At 51.5% G+C, this 25,276-nt stretch carries 20 protein-coding genes; 8 read left to right on the plus strand and 12 right to left on the minus strand.

Annotation, left to right across the window (positions count from 1 at the left end):
• Nucleotides 1-46: 46 nt before the first annotated feature.
• The 3 genes from LZ463_RS09125 to LZ463_RS09135 are packed head-to-tail and all read right to left on the minus strand — an operon-like array spanning nucleotide 47 to nucleotide 2,815.
• The gene (locus tag LZ463_RS09125) at nucleotides 47-1,150 is read right to left on the minus strand and encodes a nitroreductase family protein (protein WP_241455314.1); all 1,104 of its coding nucleotides are present in this window, start codon (nucleotides 1,148-1,150) and stop codon (nucleotides 47-49) included.
• A complete protein-coding gene (locus LZ463_RS09130) occupies nucleotides 1,137-2,054 on the minus strand; it encodes a ThiF family adenylyltransferase (protein ID WP_241455315.1) in 918 nt (305 codons plus the stop codon). Before LZ463_RS09130 ends, LZ463_RS09125 begins: the two co-directional genes overlap by 14 nt.
• A complete protein-coding gene (locus tag LZ463_RS09135) occupies nucleotides 2,051-2,815 on the minus strand; it encodes an N-acyl amino acid synthase FeeM domain-containing protein (RefSeq protein ID WP_241455316.1) in 765 nt (254 codons plus the stop codon). The genes LZ463_RS09130 and LZ463_RS09135 overlap by 4 nt, the downstream gene beginning before the upstream one ends.
• A gap of 391 nt (nucleotides 2,816-3,206) precedes the next feature.
• Here LZ463_RS09135 and LZ463_RS09140 point away from each other — a divergent pair, with 391 nt between their 5' ends.
• From LZ463_RS09140 to LZ463_RS09155, 4 genes are all read left to right on the plus strand, one after another.
• Entirely contained in the window at nucleotides 3,207-4,229 is a 1,023-nt protein-coding gene (locus LZ463_RS09140) for a GlxA family transcriptional regulator (RefSeq protein WP_241455317.1), read from the plus strand.
• A gap of 26 nt (nucleotides 4,230-4,255) precedes the next feature.
• Entirely contained in the window at nucleotides 4,256-5,221 is a 966-nt protein-coding gene (gene corA / locus LZ463_RS09145) for a magnesium/cobalt transporter CorA (protein ID WP_241455318.1), read from the plus strand.
• 172 nt (nucleotides 5,222-5,393) lie between these two features.
• The gene (locus tag LZ463_RS09150) at nucleotides 5,394-5,972 is read left to right on the plus strand and encodes a hypothetical protein (RefSeq protein ID WP_241455319.1); all 579 of its coding nucleotides are present in this window, start codon (nucleotides 5,394-5,396) and stop codon (nucleotides 5,970-5,972) included.
• A 143-nt stretch (nucleotides 5,973-6,115) separates the two neighbouring features.
• Entirely contained in the window at nucleotides 6,116-7,237 is a 1,122-nt protein-coding gene (locus tag LZ463_RS09155) for a DUF3667 domain-containing protein (RefSeq protein WP_241455320.1), read from the plus strand.
• 42 nt (nucleotides 7,238-7,279) lie between these two features.
• Here LZ463_RS09155 and LZ463_RS09160 read toward each other — a convergent pair whose 3' ends face one another.
• Entirely contained in the window at nucleotides 7,280-8,527 is a 1,248-nt protein-coding gene (locus LZ463_RS09160; protein WP_241455321.1) for a sensor domain-containing diguanylate cyclase, read from the minus strand.
• 429 nt (nucleotides 8,528-8,956) lie between these two features.
• On the opposite strand from LZ463_RS09160, the gene LZ463_RS09165 reads away from it, so the two are divergent.
• Nucleotides 8,957-10,711, plus strand: coding sequence for an alkaline phosphatase family protein (locus LZ463_RS09165; protein WP_241455322.1), 1,755 nt, complete (start codon nucleotides 8,957-8,959; stop codon nucleotides 10,709-10,711).
• Between the two features lie 79 nt (nucleotides 10,712-10,790).
• Here the strand turns inward: LZ463_RS09165 and LZ463_RS09170 are convergent, their stop codons facing one another.
• From LZ463_RS09170 to LZ463_RS09180, 3 genes are all read right to left on the minus strand, one after another.
• Nucleotides 10,791-12,350 (minus strand): POT-type proton-dependent oligopeptide transporter, encoded by a 1,560-nt coding sequence (locus LZ463_RS09170; RefSeq protein ID WP_241455323.1) that lies wholly within the window; start codon nucleotides 12,348-12,350, stop codon nucleotides 10,791-10,793.
• Between the two features lie 506 nt (nucleotides 12,351-12,856).
• Nucleotides 12,857-16,054: an efflux RND transporter permease subunit gene (locus LZ463_RS09175; RefSeq protein ID WP_241455324.1), complete on the minus strand. Its 3,198-nt coding sequence runs from the start codon at nucleotides 16,052-16,054 to the stop codon at nucleotides 12,857-12,859.
• 3 nt (nucleotides 16,055-16,057) lie between these two features.
• Nucleotides 16,058-17,233 carry an efflux RND transporter periplasmic adaptor subunit gene (locus tag LZ463_RS09180; protein ID WP_241455325.1) on the minus strand — a complete coding sequence of 392 codons (1,176 nt, stop codon included), beginning with the start codon at nucleotides 17,231-17,233 and terminating at the stop codon, nucleotides 16,058-16,060.
• 360 nt (nucleotides 17,234-17,593) lie between these two features.
• Between LZ463_RS09180 and LZ463_RS09185 the strand changes: the two genes are divergently transcribed.
• The 3 genes from LZ463_RS09185 (at nucleotide 17,594) to LZ463_RS09195 (ending at nucleotide 20,140) form a co-directional block, all read left to right on the plus strand.
• Complete coding sequence (locus LZ463_RS09185) at nucleotides 17,594-18,196, plus strand: dienelactone hydrolase family protein (RefSeq protein WP_241455326.1); 603 nt, start codon at nucleotides 17,594-17,596, stop codon at nucleotides 18,194-18,196.
• A 220-nt stretch (nucleotides 18,197-18,416) separates the two neighbouring features.
• On the plus strand, nucleotides 18,417-19,448 hold the full coding sequence (locus tag LZ463_RS09190) for a Glu/Leu/Phe/Val family dehydrogenase (RefSeq protein ID WP_241455327.1): 1,032 nt from the start codon (nucleotides 18,417-18,419) through the stop codon (nucleotides 19,446-19,448).
• 185 nt (nucleotides 19,449-19,633) lie between these two features.
• Nucleotides 19,634-20,140 (plus strand): DinB family protein, encoded by a 507-nt coding sequence (locus LZ463_RS09195; RefSeq protein ID WP_241455328.1) that lies wholly within the window; start codon nucleotides 19,634-19,636, stop codon nucleotides 20,138-20,140.
• Between the two features lie 60 nt (nucleotides 20,141-20,200).
• Here LZ463_RS09195 and LZ463_RS09200 read toward each other — a convergent pair whose 3' ends face one another.
• The 5 genes from LZ463_RS09200 to LZ463_RS09220 all read right to left on the minus strand — a co-directional run bounded on the left by LZ463_RS09200 (nucleotide 20,201) and on the right by LZ463_RS09220 (nucleotide 25,146).
• Nucleotides 20,201-22,009 carry a sensor domain-containing diguanylate cyclase gene (locus LZ463_RS09200; protein WP_241455329.1) on the minus strand — a complete coding sequence of 603 codons (1,809 nt, stop codon included), beginning with the start codon at nucleotides 22,007-22,009 and terminating at the stop codon, nucleotides 20,201-20,203.
• 145 nt (nucleotides 22,010-22,154) lie between these two features.
• Entirely contained in the window at nucleotides 22,155-22,679 is a 525-nt protein-coding gene (locus LZ463_RS09205) for a GNAT family N-acetyltransferase (RefSeq protein ID WP_241455330.1), read from the minus strand.
• An 87-nt stretch (nucleotides 22,680-22,766) separates the two neighbouring features.
• Entirely contained in the window at nucleotides 22,767-23,753 is a 987-nt protein-coding gene (locus LZ463_RS09210) for a pyridoxamine 5'-phosphate oxidase family protein (protein ID WP_241455331.1), read from the minus strand.
• Nucleotides 23,754-23,769: 16 nt separating this feature from the next.
• Nucleotides 23,770-24,414 (minus strand): glutathione S-transferase family protein, encoded by a 645-nt coding sequence (locus LZ463_RS09215; protein WP_241455332.1) that lies wholly within the window; start codon nucleotides 24,412-24,414, stop codon nucleotides 23,770-23,772.
• 171 nt (nucleotides 24,415-24,585) lie between these two features.
• Nucleotides 24,586-25,146, minus strand: coding sequence for a TetR/AcrR family transcriptional regulator (locus LZ463_RS09220; RefSeq protein WP_241455333.1), 561 nt, complete (start codon nucleotides 25,144-25,146; stop codon nucleotides 24,586-24,588).
• Nucleotides 25,147-25,276: the final 130 nt, after the last annotated feature.

Genomic DNA, 25,276 nt, shown 5'->3' on the forward strand with positions numbered 1-25,276 from the left:
CAGTTAACGGATGGTCAGTGCGGGTGCCGATGTATACGTACTGATCTTAAGCCCCTTCAGTTTTTTTGACATCAGGGGCAAACTGCAAATCCCGCAAAGGCAAACGCAATGACCGGGCAGACGCTGGCTTGCCATAACCTATCCGTCCCATAAAACAGGCATTGCGCAAGTTTGCACCGCCGACCAGTTGTACCAATTTGGTTTGTAGACCCTGCATAGCTGGCCAGATATGAGCAGCCTTGCTGCATGAGCGCCCGGCATTGACATGCCAGTTGAAGATCAAAGGCGTCATTTCGGGTTGCAGTTGTATACCCAGCTGTGTTGCCGTCAGCCAGAATCGTTGCAAGGCACGGCCAGCGGCAATGAAATCTTCTGTTGTCCCAGGTTTCTTCCTGGCGACGATCATGAAATGCGCACCACAAAACAGGGCCGGCACCAGATCAAGCTGTATGCGTGGCAACCAGGTGCCCGCCATATAGCGATTCATGAAGTTGACCCTTTGCCAGCTGTGCATGGCCCAGCGCATCAATGACAACCCCAGCTTGTCCATACCTATAGCCTGGTCGGGAATGCGATCTGGACTGAATTGCTTGCCCCAGTCGATGACTTTTTTATGTACGGGAAAAGCTTCCGGCATGGTCAGCCGTATTCTGGCGTTTTGCCACAGCAAACCAGCAATGCGACATTTTTCTTGCCAGCCGCTGAACCATTTCACGCTGAAATCGTCACCGACTGCCTGCTCCAGCAATGTCCTATGCTGCTCACTGATATCAAATACAGACAATGCCCGCCTTTGCACGCTGCGCTTTTCTATCATGGCTGCCAATGGATGCGGAACACAGCCTGCCTCACGAAGCAATTTGACACTATAAGCGACTGCTTCGCTATTGCCAGCAATTTCCGGTTCGCCGATACGCGAAATTTCAGCCTGCATGCCCTGCTCAGTGGCGGCAAGGCTGATGTTTTCCAGCAGCGCCCCAAGAGCAATCTGGCTGGGGCGCCCGTCAAAGTCATAGACTACCGTATCACGCGTATCAAAGGCATGGACGATGAATGCATCGTCAGCAATTTTTTCAAAACGCCAGGTCTGTACATTGTCACCACTCGGCGCCCAGCGTGCCTTGTCGAGTACATGCTCAAGCGGGCTCATGCTGTCCCCCGGCATTGGCAAATTTGCGCCCTAGCAGGCGGCGCGCCAGGGCCAGCTTTAATTGTTGCAGCGGGTTTTTATTGCCCCCCGGCAGCCAGGTTTTCTTCAGCATCTGCCGGTAGGCATCATAGTGTATGCCATGTGGTGCGCAAGTTACTGTCCCGCGCTTCAACAGTATCTTGGCTGCTTCAGTTGCCGCTACACCGGCACATAACTGACAAGCCATGACGGTGGAGGGACCTTTTTTCAAGTCCAGCCTGACACGGCTTGGATCAATCAGATAATTCATGTGCAGTCTTGATGGTGCCAGGCCAAGCAAAAACCGCAAGCCTTGCTCAAATTCCGTCTGTCCCTGCATTTGGAAGTAGTCATCAAAACTCATCTTCCCCGGCATGAAGGCAAGAACGGCTGTGCCCATGCCCAGGGGAGCAGCCGTCACTGCTGGTATGCCCTTGCGGTAGCAGGCGGCAAACACCGCCCGTCTGGCATCAAAGGCAAAGAAGTCGAGGCTGTCGATGTAGATATCAACACCATCGAGAAAGGCATCCATGTTTGCTGCACCTACGCCTTGCGGGAAATTTCTTATATCGAGTTCAGGATTGATATCCTTCGCCATCTCTTCCATGACACTGCTCTTGGCCTTACCCAGGTTTGATAACATGGCCCCGGCCTGGCGATTCATATTGGCCAGGTCAAAATGATCGAAGTCAGCGATATGAAAAGCACCTATACCCAGCCTGCTCAGTGTCAGCAAATGCGCCCCGCCCACGCCTCCCATGCCGGCGATGGCTGCGCGCTTGCCGCGCAGTGTTGTTTGTTCGCTTTCAGTGAACCAGCCCAGATTTCTGGAAAAAGCCTGTGCATAATCAAACTGCTGCGCCAGTGCCTGTGCAGGGAGAATCATACATAACTCTCATTCATCGCACGCAAACGGAAAGTCAGGCTCATCTCTTCTTGCGGTGAAAAGAAATAGGGGTAAAACGAGCGTTCACTCTCCGCCAGCTCCGGCTTGCCGCCAAAAAGCGCTATCTGGCTAGCCGCATAGTTCAAATCTATTCCCAGCAATACCGACGGTGCCTGAACCTGCAGGTTGTCACGAACATCGCTAAGTACACTAAACCCCAGCATGCGTCTGTAAAATGCAATGTGCCTGGGATGAACTTCAACACAGATATAGTTGAACTGGCGTATTCGAAATGCCCAAATCTCGGCGATATGGAACAGTGAGGCAAGGACAGCTTTGGATTTGACATCCTGGTCGACGGCAAATTTGGTGAACTGGCATAGCTTGGCACCTGTACGACGCAGTCCATCGAGTTCGAACTGGTACAAGTGATCAAGCGACAACCCCTCTTCAGAATCAAATTGCACGCTAAGAGTACCTACGGACTTGTTGTCAATGGTCGCTTGCAGGCAAAGCTGGTTCTGGTCGTGACTGAGCGGGCTGCTGGCATAGCCGCGTGAAGAAAAGCGCTGCTTGACCAGCATGCTGATTGACTCCCGGTCATTTCTTGTGCTGACAAGTTTGACCTTGAATCCAGACCTGGCTGGTGCTGCCCATGAAGCCGCGGCGGCTTTCAGTGACGCTGCGGCATCCTCTTGATCTTTGCGCAAGGCGTCAAGAGGCCTACCAATAATGGTATTTGTTTGTGCAAGTGAGTGCATGATCTTGTCCAGAGTTGGAGAGCCTGCCCGACAGGCTCTCAGTTTTAAAAGACCTATTCCGTGGAGTGCGCACCCACTTTATGCCTGCAGATTTTTCTTAGAACCTGTTGACGATCTATAGCGAGCGGGCGTCAGCAGGAGCAGCGCAAAAAGCGGAATGTACCTGAGTACATGAGCATTTTGAGCAGCACATGCCCCCCAATAACGCACGCGCTTAAGATCGTCAACAGGTTCTTACTACCTGGTAAGTATAGATGATGACCACAGACAATTAATGGGCTAAAATGGCCTCACTTCATGCTGATCCAGCCACAACTTGTAACAAAAATTAAGAAAAATGTTGCCTGTACGCCTAGATTTGCTTTATCTGGACGGCTGCCTGCCAGGCACTATGCTATCCAGTATTGATGCCGTCATTGCTGCCAACACCTTCTGGAGTCTGAGAAATCCGGACAAGATCAGCAGCCTGGGCAAACGCTGCCTGCCATTTCGCTGGCGAGTGATAGACAAACATGGTGCTTTTGTCCATCTGGACTGGTTACAGCATGAGTCCTGGCCATGCTTCGACGATGAGGACGAATATCTGCCGGCCAGCAATACCGTGCTCGTCGTGCCAGGCTTGCAGGTCATGAATATCTATGATCTGCAAGAACGCGTCAAAACCGGCGTTGCCGAAAAACTACTGATACAACACCGCCACCAATCAGGTGCAATCATCGCAGGCAGCTACAACGCCACCGGTTTTCTGGCAGAAGCCGGGCTGCTTGAACATAAACAGGCATCGATGAGCTGGATGATGAGTGCCTGGTTAAAAGACAATTACCCCAATGTGCAAGTCAACCTGACTCGTGAAGTGGTCAGTGACGGAAATATCTTCACGGCCGGTTCACCTGCCAGCAATTGCCGTTTGATCTATGAAGTGATGCGGGTCTTTTCAGGTGATGCGTTGGCTAATAGCGCCATAGACGCAACCTATTATCAGGAAGAACGATACAAGACCAGCGCACAAGTGATGCCGGTCCTGTCAACCAAGGCCAGGGATGGTGTCGTATTCCGAGCCCGGGCCTGGCTTGACGTTGATATCACCAGACCTTATGACCTGAAACAGGTAGCGCAGGCAGCGGCAGTCAGCCCACGTACCCTGACCCGCTATTTCAATGAAGTGCTGGGCATGTCCCCCTTGTCCTATCTGCAAAAAGTACGGATACAGAGAGCCAAACACCTGCTTGAAATCAGCATGCTTGACATCCCGGCCATTGCGGACCAATGCGGATATCGCGACAATAATTCTTTTTGCCGTATATTCAAAAGCGAGACTACCATGACACCATTGCAGTTTCGGCGCCGTTACAGCTACAGGGTTGACAAGCGCTGGTGGCGCGCCACCGACACCACCTCGTACGAACAGAAGTAAGACCACCAGCCAGGACAGATCAAGCCATGTTAATCAACTGCGTCACTTACCAGGAAGGCCGAAAGCTATCAGACATCCCGATAGCAGCCATCAGCGACAATGTGCAGCACAAAGACCAGTTCGTCTGGGTCGCCCTGCGCGATGCTTCAGATGAAGAGTTAAGCGAAATGCAGACCGAATTTGACCTGCATGAACTGGCCGTCGAAGATGCCCGCCACGGCAACCAACGCCCCAAAATTGAGGAATATGGCGATTCGCTGTTTGCTGTCATCCATACGGTAGAAATGGTGGCGGGAGAACTGAACATAGGCGAACTCAATCTCTTTGTCGGAGAAAATTATGTGCTGTCGGTACGTAATCGTTGCCAGCAAAATTTTCTGGGAGTACGTCAGCGTTGCGAGCGCGAGCCGCATTTACTCAAGCATGGTTCGTCCTTTGTTTTCTATGCCCTGATTGATGCAGTCGTTGACCGCTATTTCCCCGTGGTGGAGGCGCTGGAAGAAGAGTTGGAACTGATAGAAGAACAAATCTTCACCAAGGGCAGTGAACGGGCCAATATCCAGCGCCTGTATCAGTTAAAACGCAAGATCATGATCGTCAAGCATGCCGTCACACCTTTGATGGAAGCATGCGGCAAGCTCTTTGGTGGTCGTGTGCCAGGTCTTTGCGTCAATACCCAGGAATATTTTCGCGATGTGTACGATCATCTTTATCGCGTCAATACGTCAATAGAAACCATACGCGACACCATCAGTACGGCAATCCAGGTCAACCTGTCCATGGTGGCCATCGATGAAAGTGAAGTCAATAAACGCCTGGCAGCCTGGGCGGCCATCTTTGCAGTGGCAACTGCGTTTGCCGGTATCTGGGGCATGAATTTCAAGAGTATGCCTGAACTTGAATGGCACTATGGATACCCGATGGCCTTGGGTGTCATGGTGACAGTCTGCGCTTATCTGTACTACCGCTTCAAAAAGACGGGTTGGTTATAGGCAATAATCAATAGACGATACCTATATTTCCTAGATGAATGTTTGTGTCAGGCATGGAAATCTCACATGCCATAGCCGTATCTGGATAAAAACGAAATGTTCGGCTGATGTCCTGAGTTAAAATGCCAGTGTAGCAAGCCGCCCTTCAATCATATTTGCCCTTACTGAAAAAATGAAAAAAATCTTCCTGTTCCTGTTACTACTGGCTAATGCTGCCAGCAGCTTCTCCCAAGATTTCCTGGACAATGTCAGTCGTAAGGCCTGCCAGTGTGCCGAGGCCATTCCAGCTGATACGGCCAAAGACAATCTGGCACCACAATTTGGCATTTGCATCATCAATGCATTTTCACCTTCAGAAAAAGAGCAGTTCCAAAAAGAATTCAATCTGAGCCTGAAAGATGTCGTCAAGGATGGGGAGAAGATAGGCTCTATCGTCGGTACCAGCATGGCCACGCAATGTCCAGCCGTTATCCTGAGGATATCTTCTACAGCAAAAAGCACGACTGGCTCGGCAACCGGCGTAGTGACCAAAATTGAAAATGACTTCTTTGTCGTGTTTTCCATGCGGGAGCGCAATGGCACGACCAGCAAATTTATCTGGATTAACCAGTTCCCGTCAAAAACCGATTTACCCAACACCTATCAAAGCCTGTTGGGCAAAAATGTAGAATTCAAATATGACAGCAGGAGTATTTTCGATCCCAAGATCGGTGAATACCGTCAATACAAAGTCCTGACTGAAGTCAAATAAATAACTCTCGCAATGTCCGGTTGCATCGTCTTGTTCAGCGTATTGCCAGGGAACTGCGTCCGCAGTCATGCACAGTATGATGAAACTGCCGACAAACCAGTCTACGCCAGGCAGTACCTGGGTTTTTATCATGGGTGGAATTGATGAGTGTAGAAATTGCAACTGATGTGATGGAGCAAGCCGTCCTGGTTCATGAATTTGAACAGGGTGGCTCACCCGGAAATGCACATCAGGAACATCATCAATGCGCCAATTGCAAGGTGGAGCTGCAAGGTGCCTATTGCCACAACTGTGGTCAGTCTGCCCATATTCACCGCTCATTATTGCATCTGATCGAAGAGTTGCTACATGGCCTGTTTCATTTCGAGACCAAGGCCTGGAGGACGATCCCTGCATTGATCTTCAGGCCCGGCAAGCTGACGCGCGATTACATAGAAGGACAGCGTACCCGTTATGTGTCGCCACTGGCGCTGTTTTTGTTCCTGATCTTTCTGATGTTTTTTGTTTTTTCCTTTACGGGCAATGATCCATTCAACAGTATTTCTGATCATCCCACAACCAAGGTAGGGATCAGCAAGGCCTTGCAGGAAAACAGGGAAAAACTGGCTGCCTTGCAAATCGAGCGCGGCAAGTTGCTGCCCGAAGACAGCAAAGCAGAAAATCTTGATGATGACATCAATGATCTCAAGACAGAGATTCAGACACTGGAGACAGTACTTGCTCACGTCGATGACAAAAACAATGTACCAACCAGCACTAAAACCGATGAAGACAATACCGGTGTCAATACGCTGACAAAAAAACTCGATCAGAAGCTCAGCGAAAAGAGCGCTATTTCATCCTATCCGGCCATAGAGAAAAAAGTCCGTCATGCGCTAAAAACGCCTGAATTGACACTATATAAGATCAAGAGCAACTCATCCAAGTTTGCCTTCTTGCTAATGCCGATTTCACTACCATTTTTGTGGTTATTGTTTATTTTCAAACGCAAATATGGCATGTTTGATCATGCAGTATTTTCACTGTATTCCTTGTGCTTCATGAGCTTGCTGCTCATGTCCAGTGCGATACTGAATTATTCCGGCTTTACGGCCACGGCGGCATTGATGGTTGTTTTCATGGCCCCCTTACACATGTTCATGCAATTGCGCAGTGCTTATCAGTTGGGCATTGCAGCCAGCTTGTGGCGCACTGTCGCCCTGTTGATGGTGGCAGGATGTTCTTTGGGCCTCTACGTATTGCTGATCATTGGTCTCAGTACCTGAATACCCGAACTTCTTCCAACATGCTGCTTTGCATGTTGAAGATCAGACTTCCCAGGTAACCTGGTTGCGACCATGACTTTTGGCCTGATACAGGGCCTTGTCGGAACGTTCAAGCAAACGTCCCAGTCTGTCATCCCCTGCCCGATAAGTGGCTATCCCTATACTGACCGTCAAGGAAAAGCTCTCGCCTGTTGGGGTATTCAAGGGCATGGCCTGGATATGGGCGCGTATGCGCTCTGCCACCAGCATGGCTTCGGGGCGGCTGGCCTGCTGCAGCAGAACACAGAACTCTTCACCGCCCAGGCGACCAAACAGGTCAGATTCACGTAATTCCACTTTAACGGTTTCGGCAAAGTGGATCAAGGCTGCATCGCCACACTGATGCCCGTATTTGTCATTGATGGCTTTGAAGAAATCAAGATCGAGCATCATCAGGGTCATCTCAGTCTGATAACGTTGACAACTTTTAAAGATATGCTCGGCATGTTCGAGGAAAGCACGGCGATTGGCAATGCCTGTCAGCGAGTCTGTCGTCGCCAGGCGTTGCAATTCACGCTCCAGCATCTTGCGTTGAGTAACATCACGGCATATGCCTTCCACACCGGCAAAATGCCCCTCGTCATCGAACAATGCCTGGCTATTGATGGAGATATCGATCACCCGACCATCCTTGTGCACCATCTGACCAGGGAAGTCGTTGACCATGCCATTCATCATGATCTCTTTTTTAAAAGCATCGCGATCAGATGCCTGGGGATAGAAGGCCTCTGCAGCCTTACCTTCCACTTCACCCGGCTCATAGCCAAGCACCTTGTACACCGCCGGACTGACCTTCTGGACGATGCCTTTCACGTCGGTGCGGTAATACACATCCTGCATATTTTCAAACAGACGCCGGAAATTGAATTCACTCTGGCGCATCTGTTCATCCATTTCATTTTGACCTGTCATGTCCATGCCGCTGATCATGACCGCATCCCGACCTTCATAGTGAATGGCGCGGCTCATCACCAGCAACATGCGAAAATTGCCTTTACAGGTGGTGATACGAAATTTGCTGGTTGCGTTTTCCCAATTCTCACCCTGCTTCTTCAGACGTCCCTGAGAGCGCGGCTGATCGAGCGGATGAACGAAGTCATTCACTGGTCGCCCCAGCAACATCTGTTCGTCATTCGCTTCCAGCAAGTGGACTGCAGCTAAATTGAGTTTGGCCAGCTTGTCATTAACAACAATGGCCACCGCGACCGGCATGATATCAAACAGGTAAGAGTAATCGATAAATTTATTCAAGATGCACAATCACTTTACTGTTGAGGCACGGCTAAGAGAAAATTCCACTTTCATTTTACTGCCGCGTAAATAGGAGTAAAGTAATAAAATGCAAGATGTGTGTGATTGTGATTGCCCGACTGGTGGGCTGTAACAATGGAATCGAGAGTGAGGGACGTCAGGCGCATCAGGGCAAGGCAAGGTGTCGATAAATAAGTCAGCAATAGCGGGACTAAGGCAAGCATTTGTAACACAGCCATGATCGTCGCGCATGGGGCAGGCACTCCGCTTTTCACTGTTACAGTCTACTAAATCCGTACTCACATTTCGCATAAATAAACGACAACTCCTTGATACATATTTGATGAAGATGAAATTTTTCATCTGTTGATATCACTTGTCATGTGGTTGTCAGAAGCATCGTATAGTCTCATACAGAGAAATCAGCCTATGCCGATCCGCATCCTGGTCGGCTTTTTTATTAATCAAAACGAAAAACAGACCATGAAAACCAAACTGTCTGCAAGCGCGTATCCGGCGCGACGCCTCCTGCTACTCAGCTGTCTGGCAGCAAGCACCCTCCTGCACACACTGCCTTCCCTGGCAGCAGAAAAGCCTGTCACTGGAAAGGCAGGACAGCCAAAGCTGCTCGTGGTGCTGGTTGTCGATGGTTTGCCGCAGGAACAGGTCGTGCGCTACCGTGATCAGTTTGGACAAGGTGGATTCCGCCGGCTTCTGGATCAGGGCGCCTGGTTTTCTGATGCACACCAGGCTCACGGTATCACCGTGACAGCGGTAGGCCACTCGGCCGTGCTGACTGGTGCCTACCCTTACCAGCACGGAATTATTGGCAACAACTGGATAGATCCTGTCACGCTGAAATCAGTGTACTGCACCGAAGATACGACCAACACTTATATAGGTGAAGAAACCAAGGCCAGCGATGGCACTTCGCCTGCCAACCTGCGCGTTAGCACACTTGGTGATGAATTGCGCTACGCCACTGGCGAGCGCAGCAAAGTCGTTACCGTGTCCGGCAAGGACAGGGGAGCGATTCTATTGGCAGGCAAGATGGGAACAGCTTATATGTATATGGGTAAAACCGGTAATTTTGCCAGTTCCACTTATTACATGAAGAGCCATCCGCAATGGGTGCAGCAATACCTGGCGGGCAAACCCCAGGACAGATTTTACGGTAAGGAGTGGCGCCCGCTGCTGGCTGATTCTGCCTATGCAGGCGACGCCAGCGATGAACTGGTCATCAATCCCAAGGAGCCGGAAAAACGCTTCCCCTTCAGCTATACCAGCAAATCGGGCAAGCCTGACAGCGAGTACTATGAAAAGCTGCCACTCAGCCCTTATCTTGACGAACTGACCCTTGATTTTGCCCGTGCCGCTGTCGAAGGCGAGAAACTGGGCCAAAATCCGGCTGGCGTGCCCGATGTACTTGGTGTCAGCCTGTCCAGCCATGACTATGTCAATCACAAGTTCGGGCCGGAAAGCCGCATGTCCCATGACCACCTGCAAAGACTGGATCGCCTGCTGTCCAACTTCCTCAACTACCTGGACAAGCGCGTCGGCCTCGACAACACCATGGTAGTGTTGACAGCAGATCACGGCTTCCCCAACGTCCCTGAGTTTTCACAATCGATCAAACGCGATGCACAGCGTCTTGATGGTAAAAAGATGCTGGAAAACCTGAACAAGTACTTGTCGGACAAGTTCGGGCAAGCTGAACTGGCCAGCAAATGGTCCAATCCCCACATCCTGCTCAACTATGCATTGATCGATCAAAAAGGCTTGAAACGGCAAGAGGTGGAACTGGCGGCGGCAAAATTCTTGCAGACGGAGCCTGGCATCGCAGACAGCTTCACCCGTACGCAATTTGAGAATGGCCAGCTACCCAGAACCCGCCTTGGCACACTGGTGCAAAGAGCATGGAACAAGCAGCGTTCTGGTGACGTAATGGTAGTCACCAAACCCTACTCTTACTTCAGCACCGAGGCACACGGCACATCACATGGCTCTCCATATACCTATGACACCAATGTCCCGCTGGTCATGATGGGCAAACCCTGGTTCAAACCTGGTGCATATGGTCAGTATGCCGAAGTCATGGATATCGCTCCCACCTTATCGCATCTGTTGCGAGTACGTCCGCCATCCGGGTCGGAAGGTCGCGTACTGACAGAAATTCTGCGCTAAACAAGCCCTGAACAAGTCACCAGAAATAAAAAAACCTGCATGAAAAAATCATGCAGGTTTTTTTCTTAAACCTTGCGGCTTATTTTGCTTCTCTATAGTTATTCAGCATGGGGTAACTTCTGGCATACAAGGCAAACAGGAAAGCTGCCAGCAGGGCAAAACCTGCAAAGAAGAACATCTGGAAAGCCGTTACGCTCATGCCAGTATTCTTGATTTGCGCAGTCACTGCTTCGCTCTTGACGCTGGAATTGGCCAGCAAGACCCACAGGTTACCTATCGTGACCGACAGGTTCCAGAAACTCATGATAACGCCTTTCATTGCCAATGGCGCCTGGCTATAAGCGAATTCCAGACCAGTGGCCGATACCAGTACTTCACCAAAAGTCAGCAGGGCATAGGGTAGTATCTGCCAGGTGATTTGCAGAGCATTGCCGCCATCAATCGCCAGTTGCATGAAGCCGACCACGATCCAGGCCAGACCGGAGAAAGCGATGCCCAGTCCCATGCGGCGCAGGGCTGTCAGTTCCACGCCAATACGTTTCAGCAACGGGTACAGGACCAGGTTATTGAAAGGGATCAGCAACATCACCAGCATGGGATTCAAAGCCTGCATCTGTGAGGACTCAAACCAGGAAGGCTTGGTCATCTGATTCGCCTGCAAGACCCAGGTAGAGGCTTTTTGATCAAACAGTGACCAGAATGGCGTCACCAGAGCAAACACCACCAGAATACGCAGGACGGACCGCACACCGTCAACCGCCACGTCAGGATGTATGCCACGGGCACGCTCAAGCTGCATCCAGGCCCCCATCCCGCCAAAACCAAGTACCAGTACCAGAGCCAGGCAGAAAGCCGCCACTACGCCAATCTGGGGGATCAGGAACAAAGACCCAATGGCCAGCAAACCACCAAGAACTGCCATGAAATAACCAGTCTTTGCCTGTCCGGGAACATTCGTGGTCAGTGCAGTACGAACTACATTCAGGAAAGAATGCGGGTCACGTGGTGCCGGCGGTACATGAACATATTTGGTACGACCAGTCCAGAAAATCATGGTCGCAATGAACATCAGCAAACCAGGTATGCCAAAGGCTACGCTGGCACCCAGTTTTTTGAGGAAAATCGGCATCAGCAAAGAGGCAAAGAAAGAACCAAAGTTGATGATCCAGTAAAAGCCGTCAAATACTTTTTGTGCCAGTGAGCGGTTGGACTGATCAAACTGGTCACCGACAAAAGAGGTGACCAGGGGTTTGATACCACCAGAACCCAAAGCAATCAGGAACAAACCCGTATAAAAACCGTTGGCGCTATTTTCAAACAGGGCCAGACAGGCATGGCCGCAGCAATACACCAGGCTGAGCCAGAAGACGGTATTGTATTTACCAAAGTAACGGTCAGCCAGCCATCCGCCCAGCAAAGGGAAAAAGTAGACGCCGATGACAAAAGTATGGAAAACTTCCTTGGCCATGCCTGCACGCAGGTGTTCCGGCATCGACAGCAGCAGGCTGGTTGTCAGGAAAACCGTGAGAATATTGCGCATGCCATAAAAGCTGAAGCGCTCACAGCCTTCATTGGCAATGATATAAGGTATTTGCGCTGGCATGCGCGCCTGGTCGGCGCGAACCGTGGATTGAGTCATTGGCCTCTCCTGTTCGATTGTTTTTATCACAGCGTCATCGCCCGTACTCTTCTGGAGACAGGCCGCTTTGCTGTTGCATGGATATGTCTTTTTCCAGTGCAAATCTGGAAAAACAGTGGGCGAAGTATCCAGATTTGTCGCTATGCCGTCAAGCCTGCAGCGCAGCACAAACTGGGCGTTTTTTTAAGACAGATAGCAGCAAATTGAACCGTCCAGGGAAATCATATGCATATGCTACCAAAATCAGCCTCACATGAACTTGACGACATACCGCAAAGCCTTGCCAGCATTGACTCTCCGGCCAGGAAACAAAAATACTTATGTGTTGATGACGATAGGGTTATGAATAAAATTTAAGCAAAATTAATTTTAAAATCATGGAAATAATTTCTGCCTTGCCCCGTAAATTATGGCTAGGCAAAGGGAGGTGGGGAAAACAAAACGCCCGTTTTGACGACGGGCGTTTTGTGAAGACAATTTCGCGTAATTATTTCGCGTAATTATGCTCAGGCAGCTGCACTGCGTCTGCTCACCATACGCCATGCCTTGAAAGGCAGGCGGAAAAGGAAACGCAGCATGATCAATGTCAATATGGCTTCGACAAAAGTGGTGATGAAGGCAAACAGGGTATTCCAGCGCGCTTCACGACGACGGAATTTTGCCACCATGCGGTCAAAGCTGATCTCTATGCTGTCATAGAACGTCGGCACAACCAGCAAGGTCAGGAAGGTAGACGTAATCGTCCCGCCAATAATCGCAATTGCCAGTGGCCGGTAAAACTCGCCGCCCTCCCCCAGGCCTATCGCGACCGGCAACATGCCAGCGATCAAGGCAAAGGTCGTCATCAAAATAGGCCGCAGACGTTTGCGACCGGCATACATCAGCGACTCTTCCCGGTCATAGCCTTCTTCTTCACGCTTCCTGGCGCAATCGAGCAAGAGAATGGCGTTCTTGGCCACCAGTCCCATCAGCATGATGATGCCGATGAAACTCATCAGGTTCAGCGTGCCGTGGGTCAGCAACAAGGCCAGCACCACACCGATCAGGCTCAGGGGCAGGGACAGCATGACCGCGATAGGTGCAGTGAAAGAACCGAATTGCATCACCAGTATCAGATACATCAGGCCTATACCCGACACCAGAGCTATCGTCATTTCAGTAAACAATTCTTTTTGCGAACGCGCTGCGCCACCCAGTTCTATACCAAAACCGGTAGGGAAATTGATGGACTTGGCGATCTTCAATGCATCAGTCGTCACTTCACCCGGCGAGCGTCCCTGGGCGTTAGCAGATACGGCGATCATGCGCTTGCCATCAGTGTGCTGGATCTTGGCCGGCCCCTTGCCCATGGTAATGGTGGCGATCTGCTCCAGCGGCACCATCTTGTCTGTACCAGCGACAGCGATAGGCAGTCTTTCTATGTTTTCTGCACTGATACGGTCTTCAGGATGCAGACGTACCGCCACATCACGTGCCTCACCTGTGGGGTCCACCCAGTCACCGATTTCAACACCGGCAAAAGCCACGCGCAAAGCCTGGGCGGCATCATTGACAGAAATGCCCAGGGAGTTCGCCAGACCACGATCCAGCTCAATCTGCAATTCGTCCTTGGGGTCTTGCTCGGACAGACCGACATCGACTGCCCCCGGCACCTTGGCAAGCTTGTCCATGAAATCATTGGCAATCGCCATCAGCTTGCGTGAATCAGGGCCGGAGAACTGTATCTGCACAGGCTTGCGTCCACCATTCTGTAAATCATCCTGCACCACGTATTCGGCGCCGATGATATTGCCGACCAGTTGACGCAGTTCCACCGCGATCTCTGCGGCTGAACGTTTTCTTTCAGTACTCTTGCCCAGGTCAACATAAACACGGCCGCCGGTGCTGTTGATGATACTGTTGGTAACCTTGGTTTCCTTGATGGTGCGCGCCAGCTCGGCAGCCTTCTCCACCTTCAGTCGCCCGTATTCAAGGCTGGAACTGGAAGGCGTGCGCACATCAATCATGATGGTGCCATTGTCAGCTGTGGGCAAAAAGCTGGTACCGCCCTTGGTTGCGTGCAGTGCAATCGCACCGACAAAGCTGAGACCGGCTATCAAGGCCATCCAGACACGGTGATGCAGTGCCCAGGCAATGACATTGCCATAACGGTCAGCCTGGTGATCAAACCAGGTATTGAACTTTGCCAGCAGCAGGCTGATGCCCCGCTTGGGTTCCAGATGATGACCAACCGGGTCCCCCCAGAAAGCCGACAGCATGGGGTCCAGCGTAAACGAGATAAACAGACTGACCAGGACCGAACTGGCTACTGTCAGCGCAAAAGGCCGGAACCACTCACCTGATACACCAGGCATGAAGGCAACGGGGATGAACACGGCGATGATGGAAAAGGTCGTGGCAGCTACGGCCAGACCGATCTCTTTGGTGCCATTGCTGGCAGCGGTGCGGCGGTCCGCCCCCATCTCCATATGACGCACGATATTTTCACGCACCACGATGGCATCATCAATCAGCACACCAATGGCCAGTGAAAGACCCAGCAAGGTCATGAAGTTGAGTGTGAAGCCACATAACCAGACGGCAATAAAAGCCGCAATCACCGAAGTCGGCAGGCTGAGCGCCGTGATCAGGGTGGAGCGCCAGGAGTTCAGGAATACATACACCACAAAGATGGTCAGTACAGCACCGAACATCAGCGACTCGATGACGTTGTTGAGACTGCTTTGCGCATCCTTGCCACCGTCCTGCGTCACTTCCATCTTGGTGCCGGCGGGCAGCGTCTTGTTGATGTCGGCAACCAGTGAACGAATCTTGCTGGCGACTGTCACCGTACTGGCATCACGTGAACGTGTCACGGAAATACCGACATTCGGTTTGCCATTGCGTACGCTAAAGCCATTGATTTCAGCAAAGCTGTCGGCAATATCCGCCACCTGTGCCAGCCTGACCAATTCATTGCCGCGTCGCTTGATGACGATATTCTGGAATTCTGCCGGTGACTCTATGCGGCCTATCAGGCGTATGCTTTGTTCATCCAGCCGCCCCTTGACTTTGCCCACCGGCGCCGTGGTATTCTGATTGCGCAAGGCGGTGACGACTTCAGCGACGGAGACATTGTATTCACGCAGTTTTTGCGCATGCAACAAGACGGTCAGTTCACGCTTCAGTGAGCCATCGACGGATACTGTCGCCACCCCGTCCACCGCGCGGAACTTGTCGGACAATTCGTCTTCCGCCATGCGCGATATTTCTGCATGGGTCAATGCATCAGACGTCAGGGCCAGTTGCATGATAGGCTGGGCCGACGGATCACGTCTTTCCAGTATCGGTTCGCGCATTTCCACCGGCAGCTTGTACCGGATGGACGCAATGGCATTCCTGACTTCGTCAGATGCCTCTATCATGTTTTTATTAAAATTGAAGACAATGGTGATTACTGCGCTGCCTTCATTGGCGGTGGAGCGCACCTGGTAGACACCGGTAATGCTTTGCAGGGATTTCTCCAGGCGATTGATGATCTCGCGCTCCACCGTATCGGGCGAAGCACCCGGGTAAGGGATGCTGATCACCAGCACCGGTTCTTCCACGTCGGGAATCTGGTTGACCTTGAGTTTTTTTAGCGCCAGCAGGCCTATGCACATCAGGGTAATGATGATGACGATCATCGCTACCGGGCGCTTGATACTGAAATCGGATAAGAACATGGCTTACTTTCCGGCTGGTGCAGCAGCCGCAGGCAACGCGGCAGTTGCAGTTGGAACGTTGGCTGGCACGGAGGCGATCATCTGTACTTTTTGCCCGTCAACCAGGGTCGAGGTGGGATTACGCACCACCTTGTCACCATTGACCAGGCCACTGCGTACTTCAAAATCACCGCGACGCGGGTCACGCTCACCAATGAGCAGGCTGACTTTCTTCAGGATGCCATCCTTGACCCGCCAGGCATAAGCCTTGTCACCGTCACGCAACAAGGCTGTGTTCTTGATCATCAAGGTCTGGGTAGAACCGGTTTCCACCATACCTTCACCATACAAACCAGATACACGCGGGGTATTGCCATCGGTAAAAGCGACAAGCACCTCAACCTGGCGCGTGGTGGCGTTGGCTGCCATGTCGACACGCTTGACCTTGCCGGTAAAGCTTTGGTTGGGATAACCATTGACACGGAAGCTGACCGTCTGGCCTATCTTGACGTTATTGACCTTGTCGGCAGACAACAAGCCTTCAAAGCGCATGCTGGTCGGGTCGATGATCTTGACCAGTTCCTTGCCGATCTGCGCTGTGTCACCGGCGGACACCTTGCGTTCACTGACTACGCCGTCAAAGGGAGCGCGTACTTCTGTTCGTTGCAATTGCTGCCTGGCCTGCACGGCACGCGCCTTGGCTGCCACCAGATCACTTTGTGCATTGTTGCGACGAATTTCTGCATCTTCGAGTTGCTGGGTAGATGTCATGCCAGAGGCGCGCAAGGTCTTCAGCCGCTGGAACTGGCGTTCGGCCTGCTCCAGGGTCTGCGCTGCAGCCCGCGATGCTTCTTCGGCTGAATTCAGACTGTCGCGTATGGAGGTGTCATCCAGTCTGACCAGCAATTCGCCACGCTTGACTGTCTCACCATTCTCCTTCAATACCTGCAAAACCACGGTAGACAGTTCAGAGCGCAGATCGGCCTTGCGTTCAGGCTGTATCGAACCGGTAATCGTCGGACCGGATGACAACGCACTATTCTGTATCACGATCAGGTCTTCTTCTGTGACCTGCAGCACCTTGTCGGCAGCCTTGGCGCTGGCTTTGGCTGTATCCATTTCCTTGCCATCTTTTCCCCCTTTACTGCAAGCCGTCAAAGCCAGGGCAAGGGACAAGAAAATCAGACTGGGTCGCAACATGTTGAATCTCCGAATATTTATTGTGGCTGCTGAAAGTGACTGCTAAATACTGATTGAAATACCTGTTTTTAATATATTTATCAGATTGCATTGTGATCGATCTGGATGACTTTATGCTTACCAGGCTACGTAGCCGTGCATATCCCTGAAAGCCATTGCCTGAATTTGCAAAAAAATTTCCAGGAAAGGGCTCTTTTAAGCCTGATTTGTAACAAAAAGTTCCAATACTTGCCAAGTATCCATGAGCATGTGCATCAATGTCAATCCAACAGTATTGGCAGCAAATTACATACAGTCAGGTGAAGCTCTTGCAATACCGGCACAAGTCCGGTAGGCTCCGCCCTCTTTCCGGTCAATTCAATGCTGCTCACTGTGTCTGTTCCAGCCTTACCACCTGTTTTACTGATAGTTACTGATGTTTTTGGCAATACTCCTGCAGTCGCCAGTTTCGCCCGTCAGTTTTCTATCCCCAGCCTGATTGTTTCACCTCACCATGATGAACAGGTGCAGTTTCCGAATGAGCAACTTGCCTATCATGCATTTATCGCCGACGGTGGTATCGCCGCTTATGCTGAGCAGCTCGCCCGGCAGCTGGAAGCCCATCAGTCCAGCCTGCGCTTTGCCATAGGTTTCAGCGCCGGCGCCAGCGCCTTGTGGCTTAATAGCGGCAATACCTGCATGTCAACCATGGAACAGACCGTATTGTTTTATGGATCACGCATACGTGATCACCGCGAGATACAGCCACTCTGTCCGGTGCGCATGCTATTTGCAGAGCAGGAAGTCGCGTTTGAACCTGCCGAGCTGGTCAATGATCTACGCCGGCGCAATCACGATGCTGAATTGCTCAGAGGCACAAGACATGGCTTCATGAATCCCTACTCAAGCGGCTTTTGCCTGAAAACCCAGGAACGTTATATGAAAGAACTGCTTGCCATGACAGAAGTCCATAGCTACGCCTGAAGCTGCCGCCAAGATTGAGTTTCCCCCTCTATTCCCCTATACTTCGCAGCGCGTGACACAATCACCGCCCTGCGCTTTTGATCGCAACAACCCGTGATCAAAGGCTGTTTTATTTGCATGACAGCACGACCAATTTAATTCATTTATTAACTTTATTGCGGCACAACCGCATCTGCCTGATCTGGCAGATCGCCTGGTCAGTCCGCGCGGAGCCATAAGCATGACCGCTTTTGTATTTAACGAAATTAATTTTGACAACCACGAACAAGTGGTGTTCGCCTCTGACGCCAAATCTGGCCTGAAAGCCATCATCGCCGTCCACAATACCAACCTGGGCCCTGCCATGGGCGGTTGCCGCATGTGGAACTACGCCAGCGAAGCAGAAGCCGTACGTGACGTACTGCGCCTGTCACGCGGCATGACCTACAAAAATGCTGTTGCCGGCCTGCCCATAGGCGGCGGCAAAAGCGTCATTATTGCTGATCCTAAAACAGACAAGAGCCCGGCCCTGTTTGCCGCACTGGGCGAAGCCCTGGAGCGTCTCGGTGGCCGCTATGTAACAGCAGAAGATGTCGGCACCAGCCCAGCCGACATGGCCCATGTTGCCAGTAAGACCAAATATGTCGCCGGCCTGGGTGACCGTGGTGATCCATCCCCGTTTACCGCCTTGGGTTGCTTTGTCGGCGCCCAGGCTGCAGTAAAACATCATTTCAAACGTGACAGTTTCGACGGCCTGACCGTGGCCTTGCAGGGCCTGGGCCATGTTGGCTATGACTATGCCCGCCAATTGAAAGAAGCAGGCGCCAAACTGATCGTCACTGATATCGACCAGGCAGCGCTGACACGCGCCCAGGAAGAACTCGGCGCACAAGTTGTCGGTATCAATGACATCTATGATGTTGACGCCGACATCTATGCACCGTGCGCACTTGGCGCAACACTGAACCCTGACACCCTGTCACGCCTGAAAGCCAAAATCGTGGCTGGCGGCGCCAACAACCAGCTGGCGACACCGGAAATGGGTGAAGTCTGCCGTCAAAAAGGCATCCTGTATGCACCTGACTTTGTCATCAATGCCGGTGGCATTATCAAGGTATGCTATGAATATATGAACACGCCGGAAGACGGCATGGTGGCCCACGTACGCCGTATCGGCGACACCCTGACTGAAGTATTTGCCCGCGCTGATGCAGAAGGTCTGCCAACCAGCGTGATAGCTGACCGTGTTGCCGAAGCAAAATTCAAAAAATAAGTAACATCTGTTGCCCCCCAACAGGCAAAAAGCCGCCAGCAGCAATGCCTGGCGGTTTTTTATTTCTGATACCTCGACCCGGCATGTTGTTCTTGTACTGCCGTGATTTGCCTCATTCTGTATCTACCGGTGTCTGGTCAGGCAATTTATGCTGCTCTTCACCGTTGACAATACAGGAGCAATCCATGAGCAGTACCGCTAATCTCGTCATGCTAAGTCAATACAAGGCCTGGGCCGACAACAAAATGTTTGAAATGCTGGACAGATTGCCACAGGAAGAAGTCCTCAAACAGCGTGCCACCCGCTTTGGTAACATGCTACATACTCTGAATCATGTATATGTCATTGATACCGTATTTCGCGCCCACCTGCTCGGGCAAGAACATGGCTACCGTGATCGCAACACCGACACCACACCGCCGTTGCCGGAGCTATGGCAATCCGTACGCGAGATGGGCCAGTGGTATGTCGATTATGCAAAGAGCCTCAATGATACCGACCTGGCACAGGCAGTGCATTTCACGTTCATCGGTGGCGGTGACGGCTGCATGAGTCGTCAGGAAATTCTTTTACACGTCATCAACCACTCTACCTATCACCGCGGCTTTGTCGGCGACATGATGTATCAGGCAGGGGTCATGCCGCAATCGACGGACCTGACCGTATTTGTGCGGGATGTCTTGCGTAACTGAAGTCAAGAACTGCATGGATCTGGGCTGAACTGATCCATGCGCCCTCCCTATTTCTCCGGCTCACCCGGCGTCGATAACAATGCAGTTGCGCCCGTTTTCCTTGGCGCGATACAGGGCCATGTCGCTGGATGAAAGCGACACATCGGCATCAATATCACTGGCCAGCATGACGGCGATACCTATGCTCACCGTGACCGGGATGAAATGGCCGTGCACGTTCACCGGTGTCTCTTGCAGCTGCTTTTGCACACGTTGTGCAAAAATACTGGCATCAACAAGGTTCGCACCTGCCAGTACCACCGCAAACTCTTCGCCGCCTACCCTGCCGGCATAATCGCTTTTGCGCAATTCATCATGCAGGATATGCGCGAAATGCCTGAGCACCAGATCGCCGACGGCATGTCCATAGCCGTCATTGATCATTTTAAAATTATCCAGATCGCACATGAGCACAGCAGCAGCACTGCTGGTTCCACGCTGTATTCGCGCCAGTTCTTCTTCCATACGCCCCATGAAACTGCGACGATTGGGTATCTGGGTTAAAAAATCAATGGTTGCCAGTTCCTGCAATTCCTGCTCTATGCGTTTATGCTCGGTCACATCGGTGACAAATCCATGCCACAAGATGACACCATCAGCCTGAAGGCGCGGCCGCGCATCCATCTGTCGCCAGCGCATGCCTTGCCGTGGCAGGTTGACACGGAACTCAAGGTGCAGATACTCCAGCCTGCTGGCTGACCTTAATAGCGCATTTCTGTACATGGGAAAGTCATCAGGATGTATGCGTTCATGTATCAACGCAACACAATCCTGCATCTGTGCCGGGCTCAGCTCATAAATATCATGTATACCTTCACTGACGTATGAAAAGCTTTCATCACCATTCGGCAGCATGCGGTATTGGTAGGCAAGACCAGGCACTTCGTTAGTCAGGCAAGTGACGAGGTCTGCACTTTCCTGCAATTTTTCTGACAAGAGGTGCATGGCCGTAACGTCAGTAGTCGTACCTATCATGCGCAGCGGCCTACCATCATCCCCTCTGCTGACTACCTTCCCGCGGCTCGATATCCATTTATAACCCCCATCCTTACAGCGTACGCGGTGTTCAACAACATAGTTTTCTGTTTGTCCGTCAAAATGCGCCTGGATAGCAGCCCTTACATAGGTCAGGTCGTCGGGGTGCACACGGGTATAGCTTTCGTCTATACGGTTGGAAATTTCTGTTTCAGTATAGCCCAGCAAGGCTTTCCAGCCCGGCGAATAATGAATTTCGCCAGTCATTACATTCCTGTCCCATATACCGGTCGAACTCCCTTCTATTGCCAATGCCATACGTGTCATATCGGCCTGGCTCTGCAGGAGTTTCTGTTGATCACGGTCATGCATGATCAGGTAACGCAACAAATTGCCCAGGTCCTGCAACACGGCATTACTAATGATACAGGCAGGCATCCGGAGTGGTGCAAAACACAGTATGCCTCCCAGCAGCGCTTGCCCATGATCCGTGACGGGCAAACCACCAGTAAGCATCAAGCCCTCGGAATGTGCAACCGCTTGTAAATTGTCAATGAATTCACATTGACCTGTTGCGTCGCCCGATACCATAAAGTCAATTTCAGCAAGCGGAGCGGCTTGCATGACATCAAGGCAAGCCTGCGGCAGTATTGAGGTGATCAGGAGTGGTGTTTGCGCTGCCTGATTGACAGATACAAAAAAGGCAGCGAGGCTGCCAGGGAAATACAGGTCCATGCGTGCGGTCAACAGCCGCAGACATTCATCCAGCGCCGTCTTGTCAGCCGTGCAGCGCATGGTCATGCGGTACATGTCCAGCATGTGCAGGCAATCCTGTTCCAAGGTATCCAAACTCATGTCCGTACAATGCAGTTGATCAGTGAGCGCCCGTCAAAGATGATTAGTCAGCGTAATACAGACCATCATATACCAAAGTTGATTACCGGGATGGTTATTGAAAAATTTCATCAATCGGGCATTCTTGCACTGTCGCCTGCAAACATCAAACCCTGCTGGACCAGTCTGTCCTGTCCATTGAATAGACAGCAGTATCCATGTCATACCAGCGCTGTATGCCGCGATACTGCATGCCCAGTTTTTTCATGACATGGGCAGAAGCGAGGTTTTCCTGATGACAGACTGCATACAGTTCCGGAGCATTGAGCTTGTCAAAGGCGAAGTCTGCCATAGCCACAGCAGCTTCAGAGGCATAACCCAGGCCCCATTTGTCCTTACGCAAACGCCAACCTATTTCCAGCGGATTGGCGGGGTCTCTTCCCAAGTGTTGTATGCAACCCGCACCGATGATCTCATTGCTGTCGTGCTCGATGAAACTCCACCAGGAATGCGCAAATTCCAGCCAGCGCGCCTTGACGCGCTCTATCATCGCCAGGGTGTCTTCAGGTGTATCTGGCTTGCCTGTAATATAGCGCATGACCTCGGGCTCCCGGTTCATGCGGTACAAGCCTTCAAAATGGCTGTCGGTAAAAGGTTCCAGGCGCAGGCGTTCAGTAGTCAGTATGGTCATGATCGAGGAATAAGAATGAATTGCGCACCAAAATTGCGTGCCCAAAATGAGACAATGAAGACCGAACCACCTATATGGTTCACTCCATCAGACAGGCCAGCTCCCCATAGGTTCAAGAAAAGGAGACAAGGCAACTTCGCCCCAACGCAAGGGCAAGCTGTTTTCTACCAGGATGGCTTCGCAAATATGGTAACGCAACAGGCGCTGTGCACCAGCGTATGATAGCAGTTCTGGCCCATCCCAGATGATCTCTGCATCAACGGCCAGGTACAGCAAATCACCACGATCAAAATCAATAAACAGCAAGCCCGCCCTTGGATAAGCCTGGATATTGCCCGTCGTATTGAAGAAAAAATTGCCGATGAACTCAGGCGCAGTCAGGCTTAGTTGATTGTCTGCCCGCACAAAACCTGGCTTGCCACCCCGATGCGATACATCAACACTGAAGCGGTCATGACCCCCGGTGTTTTCCGGGCAGACGCTGGCAATAAAATAGGTATCGGCCCGACTGACTAATGCCAGCATGCGGGCATTGAGTGCTTTTGCATGAATGACTTCAGACATCGCTTTATCGGTCTCATGCTCAATAAAGTGCGGGCTTCGTGTTTGTATGTATTTGGGGCAATTCCCAAAACTTTGCTTTACCCTGACGGTAAAACCGTCTGCGTTCACCCCCGACACTGTTCCATTCATACGATTGCGACGGCGTGTGGGTAACTCTATGCCCAGCAAACCCAATGAGCGGTCTGGCCGCAGGTTTTTTGACAGCGGGTCGGCATGCAAGGGCTTGGCCTTGATGATGAGTTGCCCTGCATCTGGGGAGCTGATAAACCCAGGCTGTGCGCACAACACTGAAGCCCAGGGTTGTCCTTGATCATCGACGCTGCCGACCAGCAGCATGGGCAATTGTGTGAAAAACTCCCTGTGCTGGTCTGGCATGTAAGAACGTATTGATTTCCGGCCTATACCCTCGATTTTTTCGCGTATGCCCACACGCTGCTGGACTTCCACTTCCCCCTGGTGAAACGGGCTTTCTTCAACAATATCAGCTTCTGGGTTCAGGTGAGTCATCATTACGCTCCCTGATCAATCAGGCTGCCAATGCAGCCGGTGACTTTTGCATGGCGATAAATCCGGGCAAAGCTTCTATGCGCGAGAGCCATGTACGTAGATGGGCAAATTCATCGAGGCTGAGCCCGCCTTCGGCTGCATGGGCAATGTAACTGTAGCATGCAATGTCTGCAATGGTAGGCTGCGCGGTCGCAAGATATTCACGCTGCGACAAGTGATCATCCAGAAAATGAAATAACCTGCTGGCAGTTGCCTGCGCAAGCTCCCAGTTGAAAGGCGCACCAAACAGCCTGACCATGCGGGCTGACGCCGGACCACGGAAAACTTCGCCGGCTGCCAGGGATAAAAAGCGCTGAACCTGTGATGCTCCCACAGGATCGTCTGGCAACCAGCACGCATTGCCATATTTGCGTGCCAGATAAACCAGGATAGCGTTTGAATCGCTGACCACTATGTCACCATCAAGCAATACCGGTATCTGCCCCATAGGATTCAATGACAAGAACTGTTCCTGTTTTTGCTCACCCTTGGGCAAGTCCACATTGATCACCTTCACCGGCAAACCCAGCAAAGATAAAAACAGTTCCGCCCTGTGCCCGTGCCCGGACAGTGGAAAACTGTAAAGTGTCAATACGGATGAACTGCTATTGTTTGCATCAGGCATAACTGGCTCCGGTTAATTTGTATTGCTAGATTGAAATATTTGAAGCGACCACATGTCGGTTATTTGCTGTTATTGGATTAAATAAAAATTGTACCGAACAATCGGTACAATAAATATTGTAAAACCTGATGTCAAGGTGTTTTTTATCTTTTGAAATGGATGGATACGCTTTTAGGCGATCAATAATGCATCCGGCATCTCGCGCATAGTCCGCAAAAATGGCGCATTGTCCCCCAGTGCCCGAGACACGACGAGTGAGCCCTGAATCGATATGATGGCATTTTCAGCGCGCCGCATGGACTCAGCCTGATCGAAACCGGCCTCCGCCACAACAGCCGCAATATGGCGCATCAGGTTTGCCACTCGCAAAGACAGGTATTGCTGGAACAACGCCGCTGCGCCTCCCATACTGAATACATCGGTCAGGCAAGAAGTGTTGCCTGCATGGTAAAACACCGACAGCTGCGCAGCAAAAGCCATGAATCGCTGACGTGGATCCCCCGGGGAATTCAATGCTGCAAGGACGTCATTGACAAAAATCTCTCCGACTGCGGCCATGGCTGCACTCGCCATATCTTCCTTGCCGTTGGGGAAATAATGATAAAGGCTGGAACGCCCCAAACCCGTCGCCTGCGACAGGCGTGCCAGGCTGGTGCCATCGTAACCATGACTGCGGAACTCTTGCAGGATACGGCTTACAACTTCTTCACGGGACAGGATGGCAGCAGGCATAAACACATTGTAATGATTGTTCGGTACGAGAATTATAGGGGATTACCGTCAAGGCGTTAAAACCGATGGTGAATCAACGACTTGTCATCCCCGTACAGCAGGCATTGAACAAAAATCTGGTGATAGCGGA

The sequence above is a fragment of the Undibacterium paludis genome, from assembly GCF_022568815.1.
GTDB lineage: Bacteria > Pseudomonadota > Gammaproteobacteria > Burkholderiales > Burkholderiaceae_D > Undibacterium.

Excerpts from the sequence above, each read along its gene's own strand:
- LZ463_RS09125 (WP_241455314.1), bottom strand. The coding sequence starts at position 1,150 with ATGAGCCCGCTTGAGCATGTACTCGACAAGGCACGCTGGGCGCCGAGT.
- LZ463_RS09130 (WP_241455315.1), bottom strand. The coding sequence starts at position 2,054 with ATGATTCTCCCTGCACAGGCACTGGCGCAGCAGTTTGATTATGCACAG.
- LZ463_RS09135 (WP_241455316.1), bottom strand. The coding sequence starts at position 2,815 with ATGCACTCACTTGCACAAACAAATACCATTATTGGTAGGCCTCTTGAC.
- LZ463_RS09140 (WP_241455317.1), top strand. The coding sequence starts at position 3,207 with ATGCTATCCAGTATTGATGCCGTCATTGCTGCCAACACCTTCTGGAGT.
- corA (WP_241455318.1), top strand. The coding sequence starts at position 4,256 with ATGTTAATCAACTGCGTCACTTACCAGGAAGGCCGAAAGCTATCAGAC.
- LZ463_RS09150 (WP_241455319.1), top strand. The coding sequence starts at position 5,394 with ATGAAAAAAATCTTCCTGTTCCTGTTACTACTGGCTAATGCTGCCAGC.
- LZ463_RS09155 (WP_241455320.1), top strand. The coding sequence starts at position 6,116 with ATGAGTGTAGAAATTGCAACTGATGTGATGGAGCAAGCCGTCCTGGTT.
- LZ463_RS09165 (WP_241455322.1), top strand. The coding sequence starts at position 8,957 with ATGCCGATCCGCATCCTGGTCGGCTTTTTTATTAATCAAAACGAAAAA.
- LZ463_RS09170 (WP_241455323.1), bottom strand. The coding sequence starts at position 12,350 with ATGACTCAATCCACGGTTCGCGCCGACCAGGCGCGCATGCCAGCGCAA.
- LZ463_RS09175 (WP_241455324.1), bottom strand. The coding sequence starts at position 16,054 with ATGTTCTTATCCGATTTCAGTATCAAGCGCCCGGTAGCGATGATCGTC.
- LZ463_RS09180 (WP_241455325.1), bottom strand. The coding sequence starts at position 17,233 with ATGTTGCGACCCAGTCTGATTTTCTTGTCCCTTGCCCTGGCTTTGACG.
- LZ463_RS09185 (WP_241455326.1), top strand. The coding sequence starts at position 17,594 with ATGCTGCTCACTGTGTCTGTTCCAGCCTTACCACCTGTTTTACTGATA.
- LZ463_RS09190 (WP_241455327.1), top strand. The coding sequence starts at position 18,417 with ATGACCGCTTTTGTATTTAACGAAATTAATTTTGACAACCACGAACAA.
- LZ463_RS09195 (WP_241455328.1), top strand. The coding sequence starts at position 19,634 with ATGAGCAGTACCGCTAATCTCGTCATGCTAAGTCAATACAAGGCCTGG.
- LZ463_RS09200 (WP_241455329.1), bottom strand. The coding sequence starts at position 22,009 with ATGAGTTTGGATACCTTGGAACAGGATTGCCTGCACATGCTGGACATG.
- LZ463_RS09205 (WP_241455330.1), bottom strand. The coding sequence starts at position 22,679 with ATGACCATACTGACTACTGAACGCCTGCGCCTGGAACCTTTTACCGAC.
- LZ463_RS09210 (WP_241455331.1), bottom strand. The coding sequence starts at position 23,753 with ATGATGACTCACCTGAACCCAGAAGCTGATATTGTTGAAGAAAGCCCG.
- LZ463_RS09215 (WP_241455332.1), bottom strand. The coding sequence starts at position 24,414 with ATGCCTGATGCAAACAATAGCAGTTCATCCGTATTGACACTTTACAGT.
- LZ463_RS09220 (WP_241455333.1), bottom strand. The coding sequence starts at position 25,146 with ATGCCTGCTGCCATCCTGTCCCGTGAAGAAGTTGTAAGCCGTATCCTG.